Origin of the sequence: Pseudohoeflea suaedae (assembly GCF_004354915.1) — a bacterium.
GTDB classification, from domain to species: domain Bacteria; phylum Pseudomonadota; class Alphaproteobacteria; order Rhizobiales; family Rhizobiaceae; genus Pseudohoeflea; species Pseudohoeflea suaedae.
In genome coordinates this window covers 1-17,029 of the sequence record NZ_SMSI01000002.1, presented here as the reverse complement: position 1 = coordinate 17,029, position 17,029 = coordinate 1, and the positions used below count along the sequence as shown (strand labels likewise).

The window sequence follows — 17,029 nt, the reverse complement described above, 5'->3', positions numbered from 1 at the left end:
CTTTCCGTTGATACGAACCTTTCGGCTCTAACGCCCGCAGGCCGCCATCTGGCGCTGATAGTCCCCCGCCATCTTCTCCGCCTTGAGGGCGTAGTTCCGCAGGCTTGAATCGTTGTTGTGACGCCCCTGCCGGTAACCGGCATGGCCGAGATAGTAGTTGAGATAGAGATTGTACGTGTCGTCGAGCGCAATGCCGTTGACGTCATGGCTGAGCTTGTGGTGCCAGCCGACGAAATCGATCGCGTCATCGAAGTTCGAACGCCGCGCGCCCCAGTTGCCGGTTGCCATCCTGTAGCGTTCCCAGGTGCCGTCGAGCGCCTGCGAATAGCCGTAGGCCGTCGAGATATGCTTGCCCGGAAGAAGCCCGAAGAACGTCTTCTTGCGCGGCGGACGGGCCTTGCCGTCGAAGCCGGATTCCATGCGGATGGTCGCAAGCAGCACGTGCCGCGGCACCCCATATTTGCGCTCGGCCTTCAGCGAGGACCGGTACCAGTTGTTGAGGAACCCGTCGCGCTGGTCGAAGACGGCGCAGATATTGTTGATCTTGCTCGGCGGCGTGGCACAACTCGCCAGCAGGAGAAGCGGCAGAATGATGACTAGGGGACGCATGACAAACCTCTGGTTCGACCCGCATCATGCGCAAAACGCTTTAATTTTAGTTAAATGCCGCTGTTAACCATACCGATCGCGCAAAACCCGTAACGAGCGGTCCAGAACTCAGTTTCCGCAGGCGCGGATGAAGCGGCGAACAGTCTCGGCCATGCCATGTTCGAGCGCGTCCGCCGTCAGCCCATGGCCGATGGAGACCTCCCTGAGTTGCGGCAGGGCCTTGGCGAGCGCGGGCATGTTGTCGACCGTCAGGTCGTGCCCTGCATTCACGCCGAGACCGAGGTCGTGGGCGATCCGGCCCGAGGCTTCCAGCCTGGCGAGCTCGCGTTGCGCCGCCGCCGGATCGTCGTAAGTGCCGCCATAGGGTCCCGTGTAATATTCGATACGGTCGGCCCCCGTCGCTTTCGCGGCCTCAAGCGCTGCAAGATCCGCATCGGGATCGCAGAACAGCGAGACGCGCGCCCCGCCCTTCTTCAGCCGGGCGATCACCTTTTTCAGAAGATCGGCATTGCCCGCGAAATCCCACCCATGATCCGACGTCGCCTGCGCCGGATCGTCCGGCACCAGCGTCACCTGCTCGGGCTCATTGGCCTCCACCAGCGCCAGGAAGTCCTCGGTCGGATAGCCCTCGATATTGAATTCAGCGCCGGGAAACTCGTCATCGATCAAAGCGCGAATGGCCGGAAGATCGGAGAAGCGGATGTGCCGCTGATCGGGGCGCGGGTGGACCGTCAGACCGTGGGCGCCGGCTTCGAGCGCGATGCGTCCCAGGCCCGTCACGCTCGGCCACGGCAAGTCCCGGCGATTGCGGAGCATGGCAACGGCATTCAGATTGACGGAAAGTTGGGCGGGCATGGCAGGCATCCGGTTGGTGTTGCCCGCTATATAGCGAAGTTCCCGGCAACCCGGAACACCGGGCCGGGAATATTCAGCGCCGGCCGGACGGCGTCTTCATGCCCCGCCGCAGCTTCGTCGAGTGATCCTTGAGCGAGGCATGATAGGTTTCGATGGCATCGCGGGTCCGCCGCTTGCCGCAGATCGAAAACAACCAGAAGCCCAGCACCATCAGCACGATGAGCCCTATGGAAATGGGCAGCGCAAGATCCTCGAGCTTGCTCGAGCCGAACACTGCCGTGAGAAACGCGTCGATATCCATTGCTGCATCATCCGTTACACTGCCCCCGTCATAAACCGGGAGCGGTTAATCGGCGGTATAGACGTAATAAAGAAGTTGCTTATCTTCGATCGGCCGGCCTGGTTGCGAACGCAATTTCCCGCGACCATTCCGGGAAACCGCCGGTTCTTCGAGCAAAATGCCTTGACCCATGCCCAATATCCTTTCAGGGAAGGCTCCATGACAGGCTGACCACCGCCAATCAGGCCGGTCGCCGACAATGAAAACCGGAGAGCGGGAAACTGGATGCTCTCGGTTCCATCGAGGAAATGCAGGATCGCCTGCATCGACTACCCAACGGAGGACTTATGAAATTCAATCGCAGATCTGCCCTGCTTCTGGCCGGCATGACCGCTCTTGGCTTTGCCGCACCGGCCAATGCCGAGGTCGAGGAAACCACGCTGCGCTTTGCCCACGTGGTCAACGAGCAGGATGTCTATCAGGACGCCGCCGAAAAATTCCGTGACCTTGTCGCAGAACGCTCCGACGGCAAGATCAAGGTCGAGATCTTCCCGAACGCGACCCTTGGCGACGAACGGACCCTGCTTGAAGGCATGCAGATCGGCACTGTCGACATGGGCATCATCACCAACGGCCCGGTGTCGAACTTCGTCGAGGAAATCGCCGTCTTCGAACTGCCCTTCCTGTTTCCCTCGAGGGAAAAGGCTGTGGAAATTCTCGACGGCGAGATCGGCCAGGAAATCCTGGGCAAGCTGGAGAACGTCAACCTCAAGGGCCTGACCTATGCGGAACGCGGCTTCCGTAACCTGACCAACTCCAAACATCCGGTCAAAGCGCCTGCGGACGTGGACGGCCTGCGCATCCGCGTGATGGAAAATCCGGTCTATGTGGACAGCTTCCGCGCGCTCGGCGCCGATGCCATTCCGATGGCGTGGAACGAAGCGCTGACCGCCATGCAGCAGGGCACGATCGACGGTCAGGAAAACCCGATCAACGTCATCTATTCCTTCAAGCTCTCCGAGACGCAGAAGACCATGACGCTGACGCGCCACACCTATGCGCCGGCCATCATCGTCATGGGCATGCCGGCCTGGCAGAAGCTTTCCGCGGAAGCCCAGGAAATCGTGCTCCAGGCGGCCAAGGACGCGGCCAACTTCGAGCGTGAACTGAGCGCCAACTCGGAAGGCGAGCAGCTCCAGGCACTTCGCGACCAGGGCATGGAAATCGTTGAAGATGCGGATCTCGCAGCCTTCTCCGAAGCCGTTGCTCCGGTCTACGAGAAGTATGGCGCCAAATTCGGCGAGTACCTGCCGCGCATCCAGGAAGCGCTGAAGTAACATGCTCAGGACGCTCGAGTGGATTGACCGCATGGTCGCAGTGGTGCTGCGCCCGGTGGTCTTTGCCGGGACGATTGCACTTGCAGCGGTGATCACCTTGCAGATCGTGTCACGCGTTTTCTTCACCTCGTTCGCATGGACCGAGGAAGTGGCGCGTTTCCTTCTGATCTGGATCACCTTTCTCGGCGCCGCTCTGGCGTTTCAGCAGGCACGGCATATCGCGGTCACTTTCGTGCGTGACCTGATGCCCCTCAACCTGCGCCGGATCATCACCGGCGCGGGTATTCTCGTCGCCATCGCCTTTCTGGTGACGCTCGCCATGATCGGCTGGAAATATTCCGGCATCCAGAGCTTCCAGAAATCGCCGTCCCTGCGGATATCGATGTTCTGGGTCTATCTGGTGATGCCCGCAAGTGCTGCCATCATGACCTTCCTCTCGGTCGTCGATCTGGTGCGCCTGCTGGCGGGTCATGATGACCGCACCGCAGCTCCGGAGGGTCTGGAATGAGCCTGGTTCTCGCCCTCCTCTTCGTCGTCTTCATGCTGATGGGATTGCCGATCGCCTTCGTGATCGGCGCCTCGACCATGGGCGCGCTCCAGCTTGGCGGCGTGCCGCTGATGGTCGTTCCCCAGCAGATGTTTTCCGGCATCAACAGTTTCGCGCTCGTTGCCGTACCGATGTTCATTCTCGCCGGCGACATCATGGCCCATGGAGAAATCTCCAAGCGCCTCGTCGCCTTCGCCGACAGCCTCTTCGGCTTCGTCAAGGGCGGACTGTCCGTCGTCTCGGTGCTCGCAGGCATGTTCTTTGCCGCCATTTCCGGCTCCGGTGCGGCAACGACCGCGGCCGTCGGCGCAAGCCTGGTGCCCGAACTCAAGCGCAAGGGTTACGATCCCGCTTCGGCGGCCGCCCTGATTGCAGCGTCCGGCACCATCGGCGTCGTCATTCCGCCCTCCGTGCCCATCATCATCTACGCCGTGATTGCGCAGGAATCGGTCAAGGACCTCTTCCTCAGCGGCTTCATTCCCGGCATTGCGATGGGTCTGGGACTGATGGCCATTGCGCTCGTGCAAGGCCACAGGCGCGCTTATCCGCGCGGCACCGAACTTTCGCTGCGGGCTATCCTGCGCACCCTTCTTTCAGCAAGCTGGGGACTGATGGCGCCGCTCATCATTCTCGGCGGCATCTTCTCGGGCTACTTCACGCCGAGCGAAGCAGCGGTGATCGCCGTGAACTACGCGATCCTCGTCTCGTTCTTCATCTATCGCGACCTGACGCTGACCAGCTTCTACCAGATCGTCCTGCGCGCCGGCGTGACCACGGCCGTGATCCTCTTCGTGATCGCCGCCTCGTCCATTCTCAGCTGGGCGCTCTCGAGCTGGCAGGTACCAAACGCCATTGCCGCCTTCGCGTTGTCGCTGTCAGACAACGTCTATGTGCTGATGTTCCTGATCATGCTGATCATCCTGATCACCGGCGTGTTTCTGGAAACCGCGAGCGCGCTGATCATTCTCACGCCCATGCTTCTGCCGCTGGCCGCGCAGCTGGGCATAGACACCGTGCATTTCGGCATCATCATCGTGGTGGGGCTTGCCATCGGCATGGTTACCCCGCCCATGGCGATCAACCTCTTCGTGGCGTCCAGTACGGCCAACATCCCGATCGAGCGCATTGCCCGCGCGGTCCTGCCCTATCTGGCGGTGCTGATCGTGGTCTATCTGCTGATCGCCTATGCCCCGCTGATGCTGGGCTGACACGAAAATCCCGGGTTCCGTCGGAGCCCGGGCTTGTCTTATCTCACCACCGTCAGCTGTTCGGCGGCACGCGTGATGGCCGTGTAGAGCCAGCGTTCGCGGGTATCGCGGAAAGCCCAGCTCTCGTCGAACAGGACCACGTTGTTCCACTGCGAACCCTGCGCCTTGTGGACGGTGAGCGCATAGCCGTAATCGAAATCGTCGTAGCGCTTCTTGGTCGACCAGGGAATTTCCGTATCCGGCTCCTCGAAGGCAGCCTTCAACAGCTTGATCTTGGCAGCCCCGCGGTCCATGTCATCGTCTTCCGGACGCACGAGCAGGTTGATGCCGGGCTTCACCGTTTCCCTCGACGAGGTCATCACCTGCCAGAGCGAACCGTTGAGAAGTCCCTTTGAAGGGTCGTTCCTCAGACATACCAGCTTGTCGCCGGCCTGCGGATAGGCTTGCGTAAACCCCTTGAGTTCACGCAGACGCTGATTGTAGCGCCGCCGCGTCCGGTTGGTCCCGACAAGCACCTGGTCGGCCGCAAGCACCAGTTCCTGGTTGACGTCGCCCTTGCCGATCACCTGCGCGGCCCCGTAGTCGCCATGCATGATCTCCCGGCCCTCTCTCACCTGCATGGCGAGATCGATGATCGGGTTGTCGCGCGCCTGGCGGTGGATTTCGGTGAGAAGAATATCCGGCTCGTGCTCGGTGAAATAGCCGCCCCCCGAGATCGGAGGCAGCTGCGCCGGATCCCCCAGAACGAGGATCGGCGTGCCGAAGCTCATCAGGTCGCGGCCGAGCGCCTCGTCCACCATCGAGCACTCGTCGATGACGATCAATGCCGCTTTCGCAAGCGGGCTCTGCCGGTTGATCGAAAACATCGGCGAGACGGTAGTCTTGCCGGTTTCCTCGTCGGACACTTCCTCTTCGCCGCGCGGACGATAGATTAGCGAATGGATCGTCTTGGCGTTCTTCGCCCCGCGCGAACGCAGCACCTGCGCAGCCTTGCCGGTAAAGGCCGCGAACAACACCTCGCCGTCGACATGCTCGGCGAAATGGCGCGCCAGCGTGGTCTTGCCGGTCCCGGCATAGCCGAACAGCCGGAACACCGGTGAGCGGCCTTCCTTGAGCCACTTCGAAACCGCCTTCAGCGCGGCGTCCTGTTGGGGGGAGAACTGCATGTCTTCGGCTCTAGCGGATTCGCCCCGCCCCCGCCAGAGCGTTGCGCCCGCTCTATCGCAGCATCGGCCAGAGGCTGAGAACCAGGATCACGGCCATTGAAATGTTGAACCATTTGAGCCGGACGGGATCGGAGAGCCACCCGCGCAATGCGGAGCCGAAGGCTGCCCAGGCGCTCGTCGACAGGAAACTGACGAGAAAGAACCCGGTCGTAATGAGCGCGACGGACAGCGCATAGTGATCCCTTTGCGAGAAGGCGGCTATGGCGCCGAGGATCATCACCCATGCCTTGGGATTAACCCACTGGAAGCTTGCCGCCTGCAGGAAGGTGAACGGCCGGGCGGCATTTCCCGCATCGATATCGGCTTCGGGCACCTTGCGCGCGGTGCCGATCTTCCAGGCGATCCAGATCATGTAGAGCCCGCCCACCACCTTCAGCACGATCAGGAGAACCGGATAACGCTCGAGCACCGCTCCCATCCCCAGCCCCACGCAGGCCACCATCAGCGTGAACCCGATCGTGATCCCCGCCATATGCGGCAGCGTCCGCGAGAAGCCGAAATTCACCCCCGACGCGAACAGCATCGTATTGTTCGGTCCGGGCGAAGCGGCGGCGACGAAGCAGAAGAGAAGCAGCGAGAGAAATGTCTCTATGGGCATGGCGGACGATCCGGCTGGTCAAACGCTGCTTATGTCCCTTCGCCGGCTCTGCGGCCAGACAAAATTGCTCATCGATCCATGAGTTTTGATGATCGGCGGGTCACAAACCGGGCGCGCCGTTTGCCGCGGACCTCAAAAATCCAGCGGCCCGTTCTCCTTCACCTCCTTCATCACGAAGAAGGTCCGCGTCTGGCGCACGCCCGGAAGGGCGATCAACTTCTGGCCATGGAGCGTGTTGAAATCGGTCATGTCGCGCACCCGGATCTTCAGGAGATAGTCGAAATCGCCGGCCACCAGATTGCAGTCGAGAACCTCCTTCATCGGCAGGATCGCCGCCTCGAAGGCTGCGAAACTCTCGGGCGTCGAGCGATCGAGCACGACCCCGACCATGACCAGCGCGCCGAGCCCCACCGACGACGGCGCGATGGCCGCCCGCACGCCGGTGACGTGCCCCTCCTCGAAGAGCCGCTGGGTGCGCCGGTGACAGGTCGCCGGGCTGACGCCGACACGGGACGCAAGCTCCGCATTCGTCAGCCGTCCGTCGGTCTGCAGCGTGCGCAGCAGCCTCATATCGATCCGGTCCAGCTCCAAGCCGGAAGATTCTTCCATATTCCTGAGCCTCTCTGCACTGAAAAACGTTGCAACTAGCCTTCTCAGTTCCTCTTTGCGAATTCAAGCCCCTCATTTCGAGAGCACCTTTCACGGGGATTTGGCTAACATCCGCGCAAACCACCTCAATGGAGAACAGCCGATGTCCCTCTTGGAAAAATTCGAACGCTATCCCCTCACCTTCGGTCCGACGCCGATCGAGCATCTGCCGCGGCTGACCGAGGCGCTCGGCGGCAAGGTCGAAATCTACGCCAAGCGCGACGACTGCAATTCGGGTCTCGCAATGGGCGGCAACAAGCTGCGCAAGCTCGAATATATCGTGCCCGACGCGATTGCCTCGGGTGCCGACACGCTGGTCTCGATCGGCGGCGTGCAGTCCAACCACACCCGCATGGTGGCCGCGACCGCCGCCAAGATCGGCATGAAATGCGTGGTGATCCAGGAAAAATGGGTGCCCCATTACGATGCGGTGTACGACCGCGTCGGCAATATCCTGATGACCCGCCTGATGGGCGCGGATTCCCGTCTTGTCGAGGACGGCTTCGACATCGGCATCCGCAAGAGCTGGGAGGACGCCATCCAGTCGGTGAAGGATGCGGGCGGCAAGCCTTACCCGATCCCGGCCGGCGCCTCGGTGCACAAATACGGCGCGCTCGGCTATATCGGCTTTGCCGAGGAAGTGGCCGAACAGGAGAAGGAACTCGGCTTCAAGTTCGACTATATCGTCGTCTGCGTCGTCACCGGCTCCACCCAGGCGGGCATGATCGTCGGCTTCGCCGCCCAGGACCGCGCCGACCGCGTCATCGGCATCGATGCCTCGGGCACCGTCGACCAGACCCGCGCCCAGGTGCGCGAGATCGTCGACAACTCCGCAAGGCTGGTGGGCCTCGGCCGCACCGTGCGCGACGACGAGATCGTCATCAATCCGGATTACGCCTACCCTGCCTACGGCGTCCCCTCGGAGGAAACGAACGAGGCCATCCGCCTCGCCGCCCGTACCGAGGCAATGATGACCGACCCGGTCTATGAGGGCAAATCCATGCAGGGCATGATCGACCTGACGAAGAAGGGCTTCTTCCCCGAAGGCTCGAAAGTTCTCTACGCCCATCTCGGCGGCGCCCCGGCGCTCAACGGCTACAGCTATTACTACCGCGAGGGTTGAGGTGAACGCGTCCCGCCGGCAACGGCGGGGCGCGCCCCGCGAGGCTCGATCCGTCGCAGCGCCGCGTGCCTGCTATTTTCCGCATGCAAAATCTATTAGCACACAATGTAATGTTGATTAATATGGAGTGAATTCGAATCGGTGTTTTGAGATATCAAATCTGATGAAGGATCAGGAATTTGACTGCCCAGCATCCCGATGAGACGCTTGCTCCCATCCCGAGAATGATTTTCTCCACCAGAGCCGTTGACCGACGCCAGCAATTGGACCTCTGGCGCGAATTCCATGCGGACCTGATCGAATCCGACGCCCTTGCGGAAGACAAATCGAGTTTCGACGGAACGGTCGAGGTCCTCGATCTGGGCGATATCCAGTTCAACCGCTACAAGCAGGCCCCGGCCCAGTTTTCGCGCACCAACGGGCATCTGCGCACATCCGGCATGGATCACTGGGTCTTCAGCGTCATCCGCAAGGGTCAGGTCGATCTGGCCGCCGGGGACAAGACCGTGACGGCCAGGCCCGGATCGCTGGCGCTGCTCTCATCGGCCCAGGCCTATACCGGAAAGATGGTCGAAACCGAATACACCAACATCTTCTTCGCCCGCGACGATTTCTGGGATATCGCCCAAGATCTGGATCGGGCGTCCTTTCAGCTTTTCGACGGCCCGATGGCATCCATCCTGAGCACCTTCATCGTGTCCGTGGACAATCAGATCGACAAGCTGACCGCGGTCGACGGCAAGAGCCTCAACGATGCCTTTTCAGCGCTTCTGAAGGCGGTCGTGCGGCAGGATGCCGGATCGCTTGAAGCCGCGGATTCGGCAATCGGCGGAACGCAGCTTGAAATGGCGCGCCGGTTCATCAACGCCAATCTGCAGTCCCCCGATCTGTCACCCGAGCGGATCTGCGCCGAACTGCGTATTTCCCGGCGCCGGCTGTATTATCTCTTCGAACAGTATGGCGGCGTGGCGAAATACATCAAGACGAGGCGCCTGGCCGCCTGCTACAAGGCATTGGTCACGCTTGAGGGGAGCGAGCATATCAGCACGGTGGCCTACCGCTTCGGCTTCACCAACGTCCCGTCATTCTATCGCCAGTTCAAGGAGCAGTACGGTTTCCGCCCGAGCGAAGCCGGCGAAGCCCACCGCAGTGGCTACAGATCAGATGACGGAGACTTGCAGACCTTCGCGGAGTGGATTTCGCGCTAGCGCTCCGGCCCGCCTCGCATCCCCGCACAATCATGATCGCAAAATGCGATGTCCCCGGATGACCGGGGAAATCCTGCGGCATCTGGCTGTTGCGCCGTCCTATTCCGCGGCCAGCGCGGTGAGACGGTCATAGGTAGCCGCAAAACCCTTCAGCGAAATCGACAGCAACACAGGCTGTTTCGACAGCGCCGTCGCGTTCACCGAAAGCTGCTGCCCGCTGCGCAATGCGGCCAGCTGCGCCGAGGTGACGACGACCGGCACGATGCAGCCGGCGGGAAGGCATGTCGAGAACGGCAGCGGCCCCATGCTTTCGGCCTTGTCGATCTGCAGACTGGTTCCCGCGGCGAGCGCCAGGCCGAACGGCATGACCAGGGCACCGCGAAGCTGCCCATCCAGCAATCGCAGCTCCATGCTGATGACATGCTGACGTTTGTCGGTAACCTGCTGCTGGCTCATCGTGCACAGGGTCTTGGCGGCGGAATCGGTTGCGTCTTTCGCCCTGCCCTTCGCCTGGCGGCACGAAACCGTCCAGTCGCCATGCACCTCGGTAATGGCGCTGGCACCGTTGCTATCCTCCGCCCGCAGCGTCGTCGGCAAGGCCGATGTGATTGCAACAATTGCAGCGGCTATCAGTCTGGACATAGTCAACCTGTCTCTCATTCTCGATTTCGTGTTCGCTAGATTAGCCCTTGAGCCTCAAACGCGAAAGGCCGGCCCATGGGCCGGCCCCGATTGTTTTCGGCTTAGAACCGGGCGTTCAGCTCGGCCGACAGCGCATGGTCCTGCTGGTCGCGGCCGAATGCGCCGGTATAGTCGACGGCGATATCCATCTCAGGCGTGACGGCGAAGTTGAGACCCAGACCGACGAGGCCGACATCGCGCGCGCCGACATTGCCGGCGATGGTGAAGGGCAGGCTTTCCGCCGCAATGACCATGTCGGTGGTCGGCGTGATGTCGCCGAATGTGTGGTTCCAGGCAATCGAACTGGTGAAGGACACCGGCGTGCCGCCGGACAGCCGGCCCAGATCGAAACCGTTGCGGATGCCGAGCGTGGTCACCGCGAGCGTGGTGGAGGCCGAGGAGCCCGTCAGGGCGGAATCGCCCCCCTCTTCGGTAAAGCCGTCGGTATGCTGGTAGACCAGCGCCGCGCCGGCGAAGGGCTCGACCGTGAAGCCGTTCCGGCCACTCAGCGTATAGCCGACCTCGCCGAAGGCCTGGACCGTTGCGGCACGGTAATCGGTGGTCACCGTCTCGTCGAAACCGGAGAAGACGACATTCCGCTCGCTGTCGATGTCGTGGATCCCGGCGGCGGCACCGTACTGAACGCGGAAAGCGCCGTAACGACGGCCGGCATAGGCGCCGGCGGTAAAACTGTCCATGCCGGTCTGCGACTTGAGATCGTCCACATCGGTCTCGGTATGGCTGTAGCCGAGGAAGATCCCGGCGAGCCAGTCGGTGCCATAGCCGGTCTCGATGCCGGTCAGCAGGCCGCCGGTGGAACGTTCGGTCGTGTGGCTCTCGCCGCTGCCATTGGTCTTGCCGTAGGCGCCATAGGCCTGGCCCCAATAGCCGTAGCCGCGTCCGGTTTTCGCCTGCCCGGCGACCTGATCGAAGGCGGCCGGGGTCTTGGCTTCCTCGCCATAGGCAAGGCCCGCATGCGTGCCTTCACCCGAACCGGCCGTGTGGTCGCTCGCCAGCGACGAGCGCAGGCGCCACGTGACCATGTCGCGGGTCAGCCCGGCGCTCTGGATCACCGAAGCCTGGGTCGAGGCATGAACCTCGCCGGAGACTGCGATGACCGCATCGATCACATCGTCCTCGCTGCTCAGGGTGAGGAAACTGTCGAAGACGCCATTGCCCGCGCCGAGGCTGTCGATTGCATCGGCGATGTCGGCCTGGGTCTGCGTCCGGGTGAAATCGGAGAAGGCCGCGTCGTTGCGGTTCACGGTCAGTTCGACACTGTCGTCGTTGAAGCTGAGCGTGCCGTCGAGGAACAGCAGGTCTTCGACGACGGAGCCGAACTCGCCGGCGAGCTCGCCGGTCAGGATCGTGGTGGCGGTGTCGAGTTCGAAGGCGAGCGGCCCCTTGGCCACGAGCCTGACATCGGCGCCGGAATCGATGGTGACGGTGCCGGCCACCTCGAGAACGTCGGTGGAGCCGATATCGACCTGGAAGAAGCCCCCCTCCTCGAATTCGACCTCACCCTCGATGATGCCGCTGCCGGCCAGCGCGCCGCCGTCGAGAACGTTCATCGTTCCGAGAAACTCGGTATCGACGGAGAGAACCCCGCCGCTGATCTCGCCCGTTCCGCCGAATCCCGACCAGTCGCCGGTCAGGTTGGTATTGCCGGCCTCGTGCTTGAGCAGGCCTTCGCCCGACACAATGGCGTCGAAGTCGTAATCCTCATCGGTGTGGTTGAAGACGATGGTACCGTCACCATCGCCGAAATTGATAAGTGCCTGGGCCCCATCGGCCCCTTGCAAGAAACCCGCAGCCTGCGCCTCCTCGCCGGACGCAGCGCCGATGTTCAGCGTACCCTGCGTCAACGAGTAGCTCGCAACAACAAAGGCGCCACCAGCCTCGACCACGCCACTGTTGGACACGGTCAGCGTGCCTTCGGCGCCGTAGTAGCCGATATAGACATCGTTCGTCGCCTTCAGCTTGGAGTCGCGGCCCGACACCGTGATCGTACCAACACCGTCGTTTAAGCGGCCGACCTCAACGGATCCTGTTGCCTGCACATAGCCGCCGTCCAGCACATTCAGCGTGCCTTCGCCCAAATTGCCGACGGTGATGTCACCTCCCGCGACCAGCCGGGAATCCTTGCCGGACACGGTAACCGTGCCGGGCACGCTGTCGTAACCTATGATAAATTCGTCATATGATTGAACAAAGCCGCCGTTGGAGACATTCAGCGTGCCTTCGCCCAAATTGCCGACAACAATATCATCTCCCGCGACAAGCCGCGAGCCCTTGCCGGACACGGTAACCGTGCCGGTGCTGCCAAGATTGGTGCCCACATTAACGTCACCATCGGCACGGACATAACCGCCGTTCAGAACATTGAGCGCGCCTTCGCCGTAATAGCCGACAAGTATACTGGCCTCGTCGACCCACGAACCGCCCCGCGATACGGTCACAGTGCCTTTCGAGCCGTCATTGTTGCTGATGTAGCCGTTGCCACTTTCAAGCTCTCCGCCGTCTGCGATGGTCAGCGTGGCATCGTCGCCATCATCCACGCCGACAAATACGCCGCCGCCATCGAGATCCACCGGCTTATTGATGACTTCCCGGTCCTGGCCGTCGACGATCAGGTCTTCGGCGAAGGCCGGACCGGCAGGCAGGGCGATCAGGGCGGTGGAGGCCAGGAGTGCCGCGCCGAGCAGGCTGCGGCCGGCGATTGCGCGTTTGGATGCACCGCGACGCTTGTTACCGGAGAAAGTGGATGTGGATTTGGCTGAAATCGACCGCATGTCTGTGAGAACCCGCCCTTATCTGAATTCGAGGAGTGCTGTCTTGCCCCCGCAAGCCAGCACCCGGCGCATTGCGGAATCATCCGCAATCTAATTTAGTTTCACCTTAAGCATGGATCGCGCGCGCGCGCTAGGGGGCAAGGCGCAGTTTGCATTCTGTGCGAAAAGAATGCACGCCTCGCAAGGCCGCCGGACCGCAAGCCCGAGGCGGCTAAGACCGTTCCGCCGGCCGAAAAACTAGGCGGGCCGGCGCGACTGGCCGACCCGCCGGTTTTTTGGGATCAGAACCGCGCGGTCAGCCCGGCCGAGAGCGCATGGTCCTGCTGGTCGCGGCCGAATGCGCCGGTATAGTCGATGGCGACGTCCATCGCAGGCGTGACGGCGAAGTTGAGACCCAGGCCGACGAGGCCGACATCGCGCGCACCCACATTGCCGGCGATGGTGAAGGGCAGGCTTTTCGCCGCAATGACCATGTCGGTGGTCGGCGTGATGTCGCCAAATGTGTGGTTCCAGGCAATCGAACTGTTGAAGGAGACCGGCGTGCCGCCGGACAGCCGGCCCAGATCGACGGCGCTGCGGATGCCGAGCGTGGTCACCCCGAGCGTGGTGGAGGCCGAGGAGCCCGTCAGGGCGGAATCGCCGCCCTCTTCGGTAAAGCCGTCGGTATACTGGTAGACCAGCGCCGCACCGGCGAAGGGCTCGAGCGCAAAACCGTCATGATCGGCAAGCGCATAGCCGACCTCGCCGAAGGCCTGCAGCGTTCCGGCACGGTAGTCCGTGGTCACCGTCTCGTCGAAACCGGAGAAGACGACATTCCGCTCGCTGTCGATGTCGTGGATGCTGGCGGCGGCACCGTAATGAACGCGAACCGCGCCGTAGCGGCGGCCGGCATAGGCGCCGGTGGTAAAGCTGTCCATGCCGGTCTGCGACTTGAGATCGTCCACATCGGTCTCGGTATGGCTGTAGCCGAAGAAGATCCCGGCGAGCCAGTCGGTGCCGTAGCCGGTCTCGATGCCGGTCAGCAGGCCGCCGGTGGAGCGTTCGGTGGTGTGGCTCTCGCCGCTGCCATTGGTCTTGCCGTAGGAGCCATAGGCCTGACCCCAATAGCCGTAGCCACGTCCGGCGGGTGCCGAACCGGCGACCTGATCGAAGGCGGCCGGGGCCTTGGCTTCCTCGCCATAGGCGAGCGGTGCGTAATCGCCCTCCGCATCACCGAGCGCGAAGGCCGAGCGGATGCGCGCATTGACAAGGTCGCGGGTCAGCCCGGCGCTCTGGATCACCGAGGCCTGGGTGGAGGCATGAGCCTCGCCGGAGACCGCGATGACCGCATCGACCACATCGTCCTTTTCGGTCAAGACGAGGAAAGCGTCGAAGACGCCATTGCCTTGGCCGAGACTTTCCACCGCATCGGCGATGGCCGCCTGGGTGGGCGTCAGGGTGAAGTCGGAGAAGGCCGCATCGTTGCGGTTCACGGTCAGTTCGACACTGTCGCCGTTGAAGCTGAGCGTGCCGTCGAGGAAGAGCAGGTCTTCCACGACGGAGCCGAATTCGCCGACGAGCTCGCCGGTCAGGATCGTGGTGGCGGTGTCGAGTTCGAAGGCGAGCGGACCCTTGGCCACGAGCCTGACATCGGCGCCGGAATCGATGGTGACGGTGCCGTCCACCACGTCGAGAACGTCGGTGGAGCCGATATCGACCTGGAAGAAGCCCCCCTCCTCGAATTCGACCTCACCCTCGATGATGCCGCTGCCCGCCAGCGCGCCGCCAGCGAGAACGTCCATCGTTCCCAACAACAGGAAATCGACGGACAGCACGCCGCCGCTGATCTCGCCGGCAACATTGTCCCAGGTGCCGGTCAGGTGCGTATCGCCGGCCTCATGGATGAGGGCAAACGTCGCCCCATCAGCCCCGTTCGGGCTTCCATCGAATTCGTAATCCTCATTGGTGTGGTTGAACACGAACTTACCGCCACCTCCGGAGAAGATGATATTGACACCATTGGCCCCCTGCAAGAAACCCGCCGCCTGCGCCTCCTCGCCGGATGCCGCCCCGATATTGATCGTGCCCGCCGAACCGGCCTCGAACCCGGCAATAATGGAGTCTGCTTCGACAACGCCTCCCCGGGAAATGGTCAGCGTGGCTTCGCTGCCCTCATCGTAGCCGAGCGAGACACGGGATGTCGTCAGCTTCGATCCGGCCCCCGACACCGTCACGGCGCCGGTAGAACCATCGCGGGGGGCGACATAAACGCCGGACGGAGCATTAACGTGACCACCGTTCGAGACATTCAGGGTTCCATCGCCAAAACCGCCGACGAACACGAGATCTTCTGCGACCAGCCGCGAGTCCCTGCCCGACACCGTCAAGGTGCCGGTACTGTCGGCGCCGTAAGCTACATAAAGGTTTTTATTCGCACGGGCATAACCGCCGTCCGAAATATTCAGCGTTCCGTTGCCTTCACGGCCGACAAATAATTCGTTTTGCATCGTCAGTTTCGAGCCCGCGCCCGAAACAGTCACGGTGCCAGTGGAACCTTCGTAATAGCCGATGAAAACGCCGAACTGAGAATCCACGTGACCGCCATTCAGCACATTCAAGTAGCCGGTGCCCTTGTAGCCGGCATATATGTCGAAGCGTGATGTCAGCGTCGAGCCTTTGCCCGAGACCGTCACTGTGCCGACGGCATCTTCATAATAGCCGATGAAAACGTCGGATTGCACATACACATCGCCGCGATCCAGCACGTTCAGCGTGCCGTCTCCCGTCCTGCCGACCTGAACTCCGTCTGTTGCGAACAACCGGGAATTCTTGCCGGACACGGTCACCGTGCCGGTGCTGCCTTCCGTGGAGCCTAGCTCGACATTATCCTTGGCAAGGACATAGCCACCATTCAGGACATACAGCTTACCTTCGCCATAGCTGCCGACATACAGGTCGTCCGCAATTGTCAGCGTCGAACCTTTGCCAGAAACCGTCACCGTTCCGGTGGCGTCGGATTCATAACCGATATGCATATCGGTGTAAGCATCCACTTGCCCGCCATTCCGAACATTCAGCGCGCCTTCGCCGTAAAAGCCGACGTTAATATTACCTCCCGCGACCAGCCGCGAGCCTTTACCGGACACGGTAACCGTGCCGGTGCCGCCAGAAAAACGGCCCAGTAATACGTCTTCATCGGCACGCACATAACCGCCGTCCAGCACATTGAGCGCGCCTTCGCCGTTAAAGCCGACAAGTATACTGGCCTCGCCGACCCACGAACCGCCACGCGATACGGTCACGGTGCCTTTCGACCCGGCATCGCTCCCAATATAGCTGTCGCTACTTTCAAGCTCTCCGCCGTTTGCGATGGTCAGCGTGGCATCGTCGCCGTCATCCAAGCCGACGAATACGCCGCCGCCGTCGAGATCCACCGGCACCTTGATGACTTCCCGATCCTGGCCGTCGACGACAAGATCGTCGGCGAAGGCCTGCCCGGCAGGCAGGGCGATCAGGGCCGTGGAGGCCAGAAGCGCCGCGCCGAGCAGGCTGCGGCCGGCGATTGCGCGCCTCGATGCACCGCGACGCTTCTTGCTGGATGAACTGGATGTGGATTTGGCTGAAATCGACCGCATGTCTGTGAGAACCCGCCCTTATCTGAATTCAAGTAGCGCTGCCCTGCCCCCGCAAGCCAGCACCCGAAGCACCGCGGAGTCATCCGCAGCTTAACCTGCGTGCAGCCTGATCATGAATCGGGCGCCCGCAATAGCGGCCCAAGCGCAATTTGCATGGCATGAGAAAAATATGCACGCGTCGCAAAGCCGCTGGCCCGAGACGGCGGAGACCATTCCGCCGGTCGAGAAACATGGCGGGCCGGCACGACTGGCCGGCCCGCCGGTTTTTGGGATCAGAACCGGGCGGTCAGCCCGGCCGAGAGC

At 62.1% G+C, this 17,029-nt stretch carries 14 protein-coding genes; 5 read left to right on the top strand and 9 right to left on the bottom strand.

What is annotated here, in order from left to right; genetic code table 11:
- Positions 1-27 precede the first annotated feature (27 nt).
- The 3 genes from E2A64_RS09995 to E2A64_RS09985 form a co-directional block, all read right to left on the bottom strand.
- Positions 28-609, bottom strand: coding sequence for a transglycosylase SLT domain-containing protein (locus E2A64_RS09995; protein ID WP_133284365.1), 582 nt, complete (start codon positions 607-609; stop codon positions 28-30).
- A 108-nt stretch (positions 610-717) separates the two neighbouring features.
- Positions 718-1,464: a pyridoxine 5'-phosphate synthase gene (locus tag E2A64_RS09990; RefSeq protein ID WP_133284364.1), complete on the bottom strand. Its 747-nt coding sequence runs from the start codon at positions 1,462-1,464 to the stop codon at positions 718-720.
- A 73-nt stretch (positions 1,465-1,537) separates the two neighbouring features.
- A complete protein-coding gene (locus E2A64_RS09985) occupies positions 1,538-1,765 on the bottom strand; it encodes a hypothetical protein (protein WP_133284363.1) in 228 nt (75 codons plus the stop codon).
- A 326-nt stretch (positions 1,766-2,091) separates the two neighbouring features.
- On the opposite strand from E2A64_RS09985, the gene E2A64_RS09980 reads away from it, so the two are divergent.
- The 3 genes from E2A64_RS09980 to E2A64_RS09970 are packed head-to-tail and all read left to right on the top strand — an operon-like array spanning position 2,092 to position 4,836.
- Positions 2,092-3,081: a TRAP transporter substrate-binding protein gene (locus tag E2A64_RS09980; protein ID WP_133284362.1), complete on the top strand. Its 990-nt coding sequence runs from the start codon at positions 2,092-2,094 to the stop codon at positions 3,079-3,081.
- Position 3,082: 1 nt separating this feature from the next.
- Positions 3,083-3,589 (top strand): TRAP transporter small permease, encoded by a 507-nt coding sequence (locus E2A64_RS09975; protein ID WP_133284361.1) that lies wholly within the window; start codon positions 3,083-3,085, stop codon positions 3,587-3,589.
- Positions 3,586-4,836 carry a TRAP transporter large permease gene (locus E2A64_RS09970; protein ID WP_133284360.1) on the top strand — a complete coding sequence of 417 codons (1,251 nt, stop codon included), beginning with the start codon at positions 3,586-3,588 and terminating at the stop codon, positions 4,834-4,836. The genes E2A64_RS09975 and E2A64_RS09970 overlap by 4 nt, the downstream gene beginning before the upstream one ends.
- Positions 4,837-4,874: 38 nt before the next feature.
- On the opposite strand, the gene E2A64_RS09965 is transcribed toward E2A64_RS09970, so the two are convergent.
- The 3 genes from E2A64_RS09965 to E2A64_RS09955 form a co-directional block, all read right to left on the bottom strand.
- The gene (locus E2A64_RS09965) at positions 4,875-6,002 is read right to left on the bottom strand and encodes an ATP-dependent DNA helicase (protein ID WP_133284359.1); all 1,128 of its coding nucleotides are present in this window, start codon (positions 6,000-6,002) and stop codon (positions 4,875-4,877) included.
- Positions 6,003-6,054: 52 nt separating this feature from the next.
- Complete coding sequence (locus E2A64_RS09960; protein ID WP_133284358.1) at positions 6,055-6,660, bottom strand: LysE family translocator; 606 nt, start codon at positions 6,658-6,660, stop codon at positions 6,055-6,057.
- A gap of 132 nt (positions 6,661-6,792) precedes the next feature.
- On the bottom strand, positions 6,793-7,269 hold the full coding sequence (locus E2A64_RS09955) for an Lrp/AsnC family transcriptional regulator (RefSeq protein ID WP_133284357.1): 477 nt from the start codon (positions 7,267-7,269) through the stop codon (positions 6,793-6,795).
- Between the two features lie 142 nt (positions 7,270-7,411).
- Here E2A64_RS09955 and E2A64_RS09950 point away from each other — a divergent pair, with 142 nt between their 5' ends.
- Both E2A64_RS09950 and E2A64_RS09945 read left to right on the top strand, forming a co-directional pair.
- The gene (locus tag E2A64_RS09950) at positions 7,412-8,431 is read left to right on the top strand and encodes a 1-aminocyclopropane-1-carboxylate deaminase (protein WP_133284356.1); all 1,020 of its coding nucleotides are present in this window, start codon (positions 7,412-7,414) and stop codon (positions 8,429-8,431) included.
- 179 nt (positions 8,432-8,610) lie between these two features.
- Positions 8,611-9,639 (top strand): helix-turn-helix domain-containing protein, encoded by a 1,029-nt coding sequence (locus E2A64_RS09945; RefSeq protein ID WP_133284355.1) that lies wholly within the window; start codon positions 8,611-8,613, stop codon positions 9,637-9,639.
- 99 nt (positions 9,640-9,738) lie between these two features.
- On the opposite strand, the gene E2A64_RS09940 is transcribed toward E2A64_RS09945, so the two are convergent.
- The 3 genes from E2A64_RS09940 to E2A64_RS09930 all read right to left on the bottom strand — a co-directional run bounded on the left by E2A64_RS09940 (position 9,739) and on the right by E2A64_RS09930 (position 16,726).
- Positions 9,739-10,236 carry an invasion associated locus B family protein gene (locus E2A64_RS09940; protein WP_158285730.1) on the bottom strand — a complete coding sequence of 166 codons (498 nt, stop codon included), beginning with the start codon at positions 10,234-10,236 and terminating at the stop codon, positions 9,739-9,741.
- A 146-nt stretch (positions 10,237-10,382) separates the two neighbouring features.
- Positions 10,383-13,112 carry an autotransporter outer membrane beta-barrel domain-containing protein gene (locus tag E2A64_RS09935; protein ID WP_133284353.1) on the bottom strand — a complete coding sequence of 910 codons (2,730 nt, stop codon included), beginning with the start codon at positions 13,110-13,112 and terminating at the stop codon, positions 10,383-10,385.
- A 281-nt stretch (positions 13,113-13,393) separates the two neighbouring features.
- The gene (locus tag E2A64_RS09930) at positions 13,394-16,726 is read right to left on the bottom strand and encodes an autotransporter domain-containing protein (RefSeq protein ID WP_133284352.1); all 3,333 of its coding nucleotides are present in this window, start codon (positions 16,724-16,726) and stop codon (positions 13,394-13,396) included.
- Positions 16,727-17,029: the final 303 nt, after the last annotated feature.

What these genes read in the sequence shown, in the direction of transcription:
- E2A64_RS09995 (WP_133284365.1), bottom strand. Translation starts at nt 609, where the DNA reads ATGCGTCCCCTAGTCATCATTCTGCCGCTTCTCCTGCTGGCGAGTTGT.
- E2A64_RS09990 (WP_133284364.1), bottom strand. Translation starts at nt 1,464, where the DNA reads ATGCCCGCCCAACTTTCCGTCAATCTGAATGCCGTTGCCATGCTCCGC.
- E2A64_RS09985 (WP_133284363.1), bottom strand. Translation starts at nt 1,765, where the DNA reads ATGGATATCGACGCGTTTCTCACGGCAGTGTTCGGCTCGAGCAAGCTC.
- E2A64_RS09980 (WP_133284362.1), top strand. Translation starts at nt 2,092, where the DNA reads ATGAAATTCAATCGCAGATCTGCCCTGCTTCTGGCCGGCATGACCGCT.
- E2A64_RS09975 (WP_133284361.1), top strand. Translation starts at nt 3,083, where the DNA reads ATGCTCAGGACGCTCGAGTGGATTGACCGCATGGTCGCAGTGGTGCTG.
- E2A64_RS09970 (WP_133284360.1), top strand. Translation starts at nt 3,586, where the DNA reads ATGAGCCTGGTTCTCGCCCTCCTCTTCGTCGTCTTCATGCTGATGGGA.
- E2A64_RS09965 (WP_133284359.1), bottom strand. Translation starts at nt 6,002, where the DNA reads ATGCAGTTCTCCCCCCAACAGGACGCCGCGCTGAAGGCGGTTTCGAAG.
- E2A64_RS09960 (WP_133284358.1), bottom strand. Translation starts at nt 6,660, where the DNA reads ATGCCCATAGAGACATTTCTCTCGCTGCTTCTCTTCTGCTTCGTCGCC.
- E2A64_RS09955 (WP_133284357.1), bottom strand. Translation starts at nt 7,269, where the DNA reads ATGGAAGAATCTTCCGGCTTGGAGCTGGACCGGATCGATATGAGGCTG.
- E2A64_RS09950 (WP_133284356.1), top strand. Translation starts at nt 7,412, where the DNA reads ATGTCCCTCTTGGAAAAATTCGAACGCTATCCCCTCACCTTCGGTCCG.
- E2A64_RS09935 (WP_133284353.1), bottom strand. Translation starts at nt 13,112, where the DNA reads ATGCGGTCGATTTCAGCCAAATCCACATCCACTTTCTCCGGTAACAAG.
- E2A64_RS09930 (WP_133284352.1), bottom strand. Translation starts at nt 16,726, where the DNA reads ATGCGGTCGATTTCAGCCAAATCCACATCCAGTTCATCCAGCAAGAAG.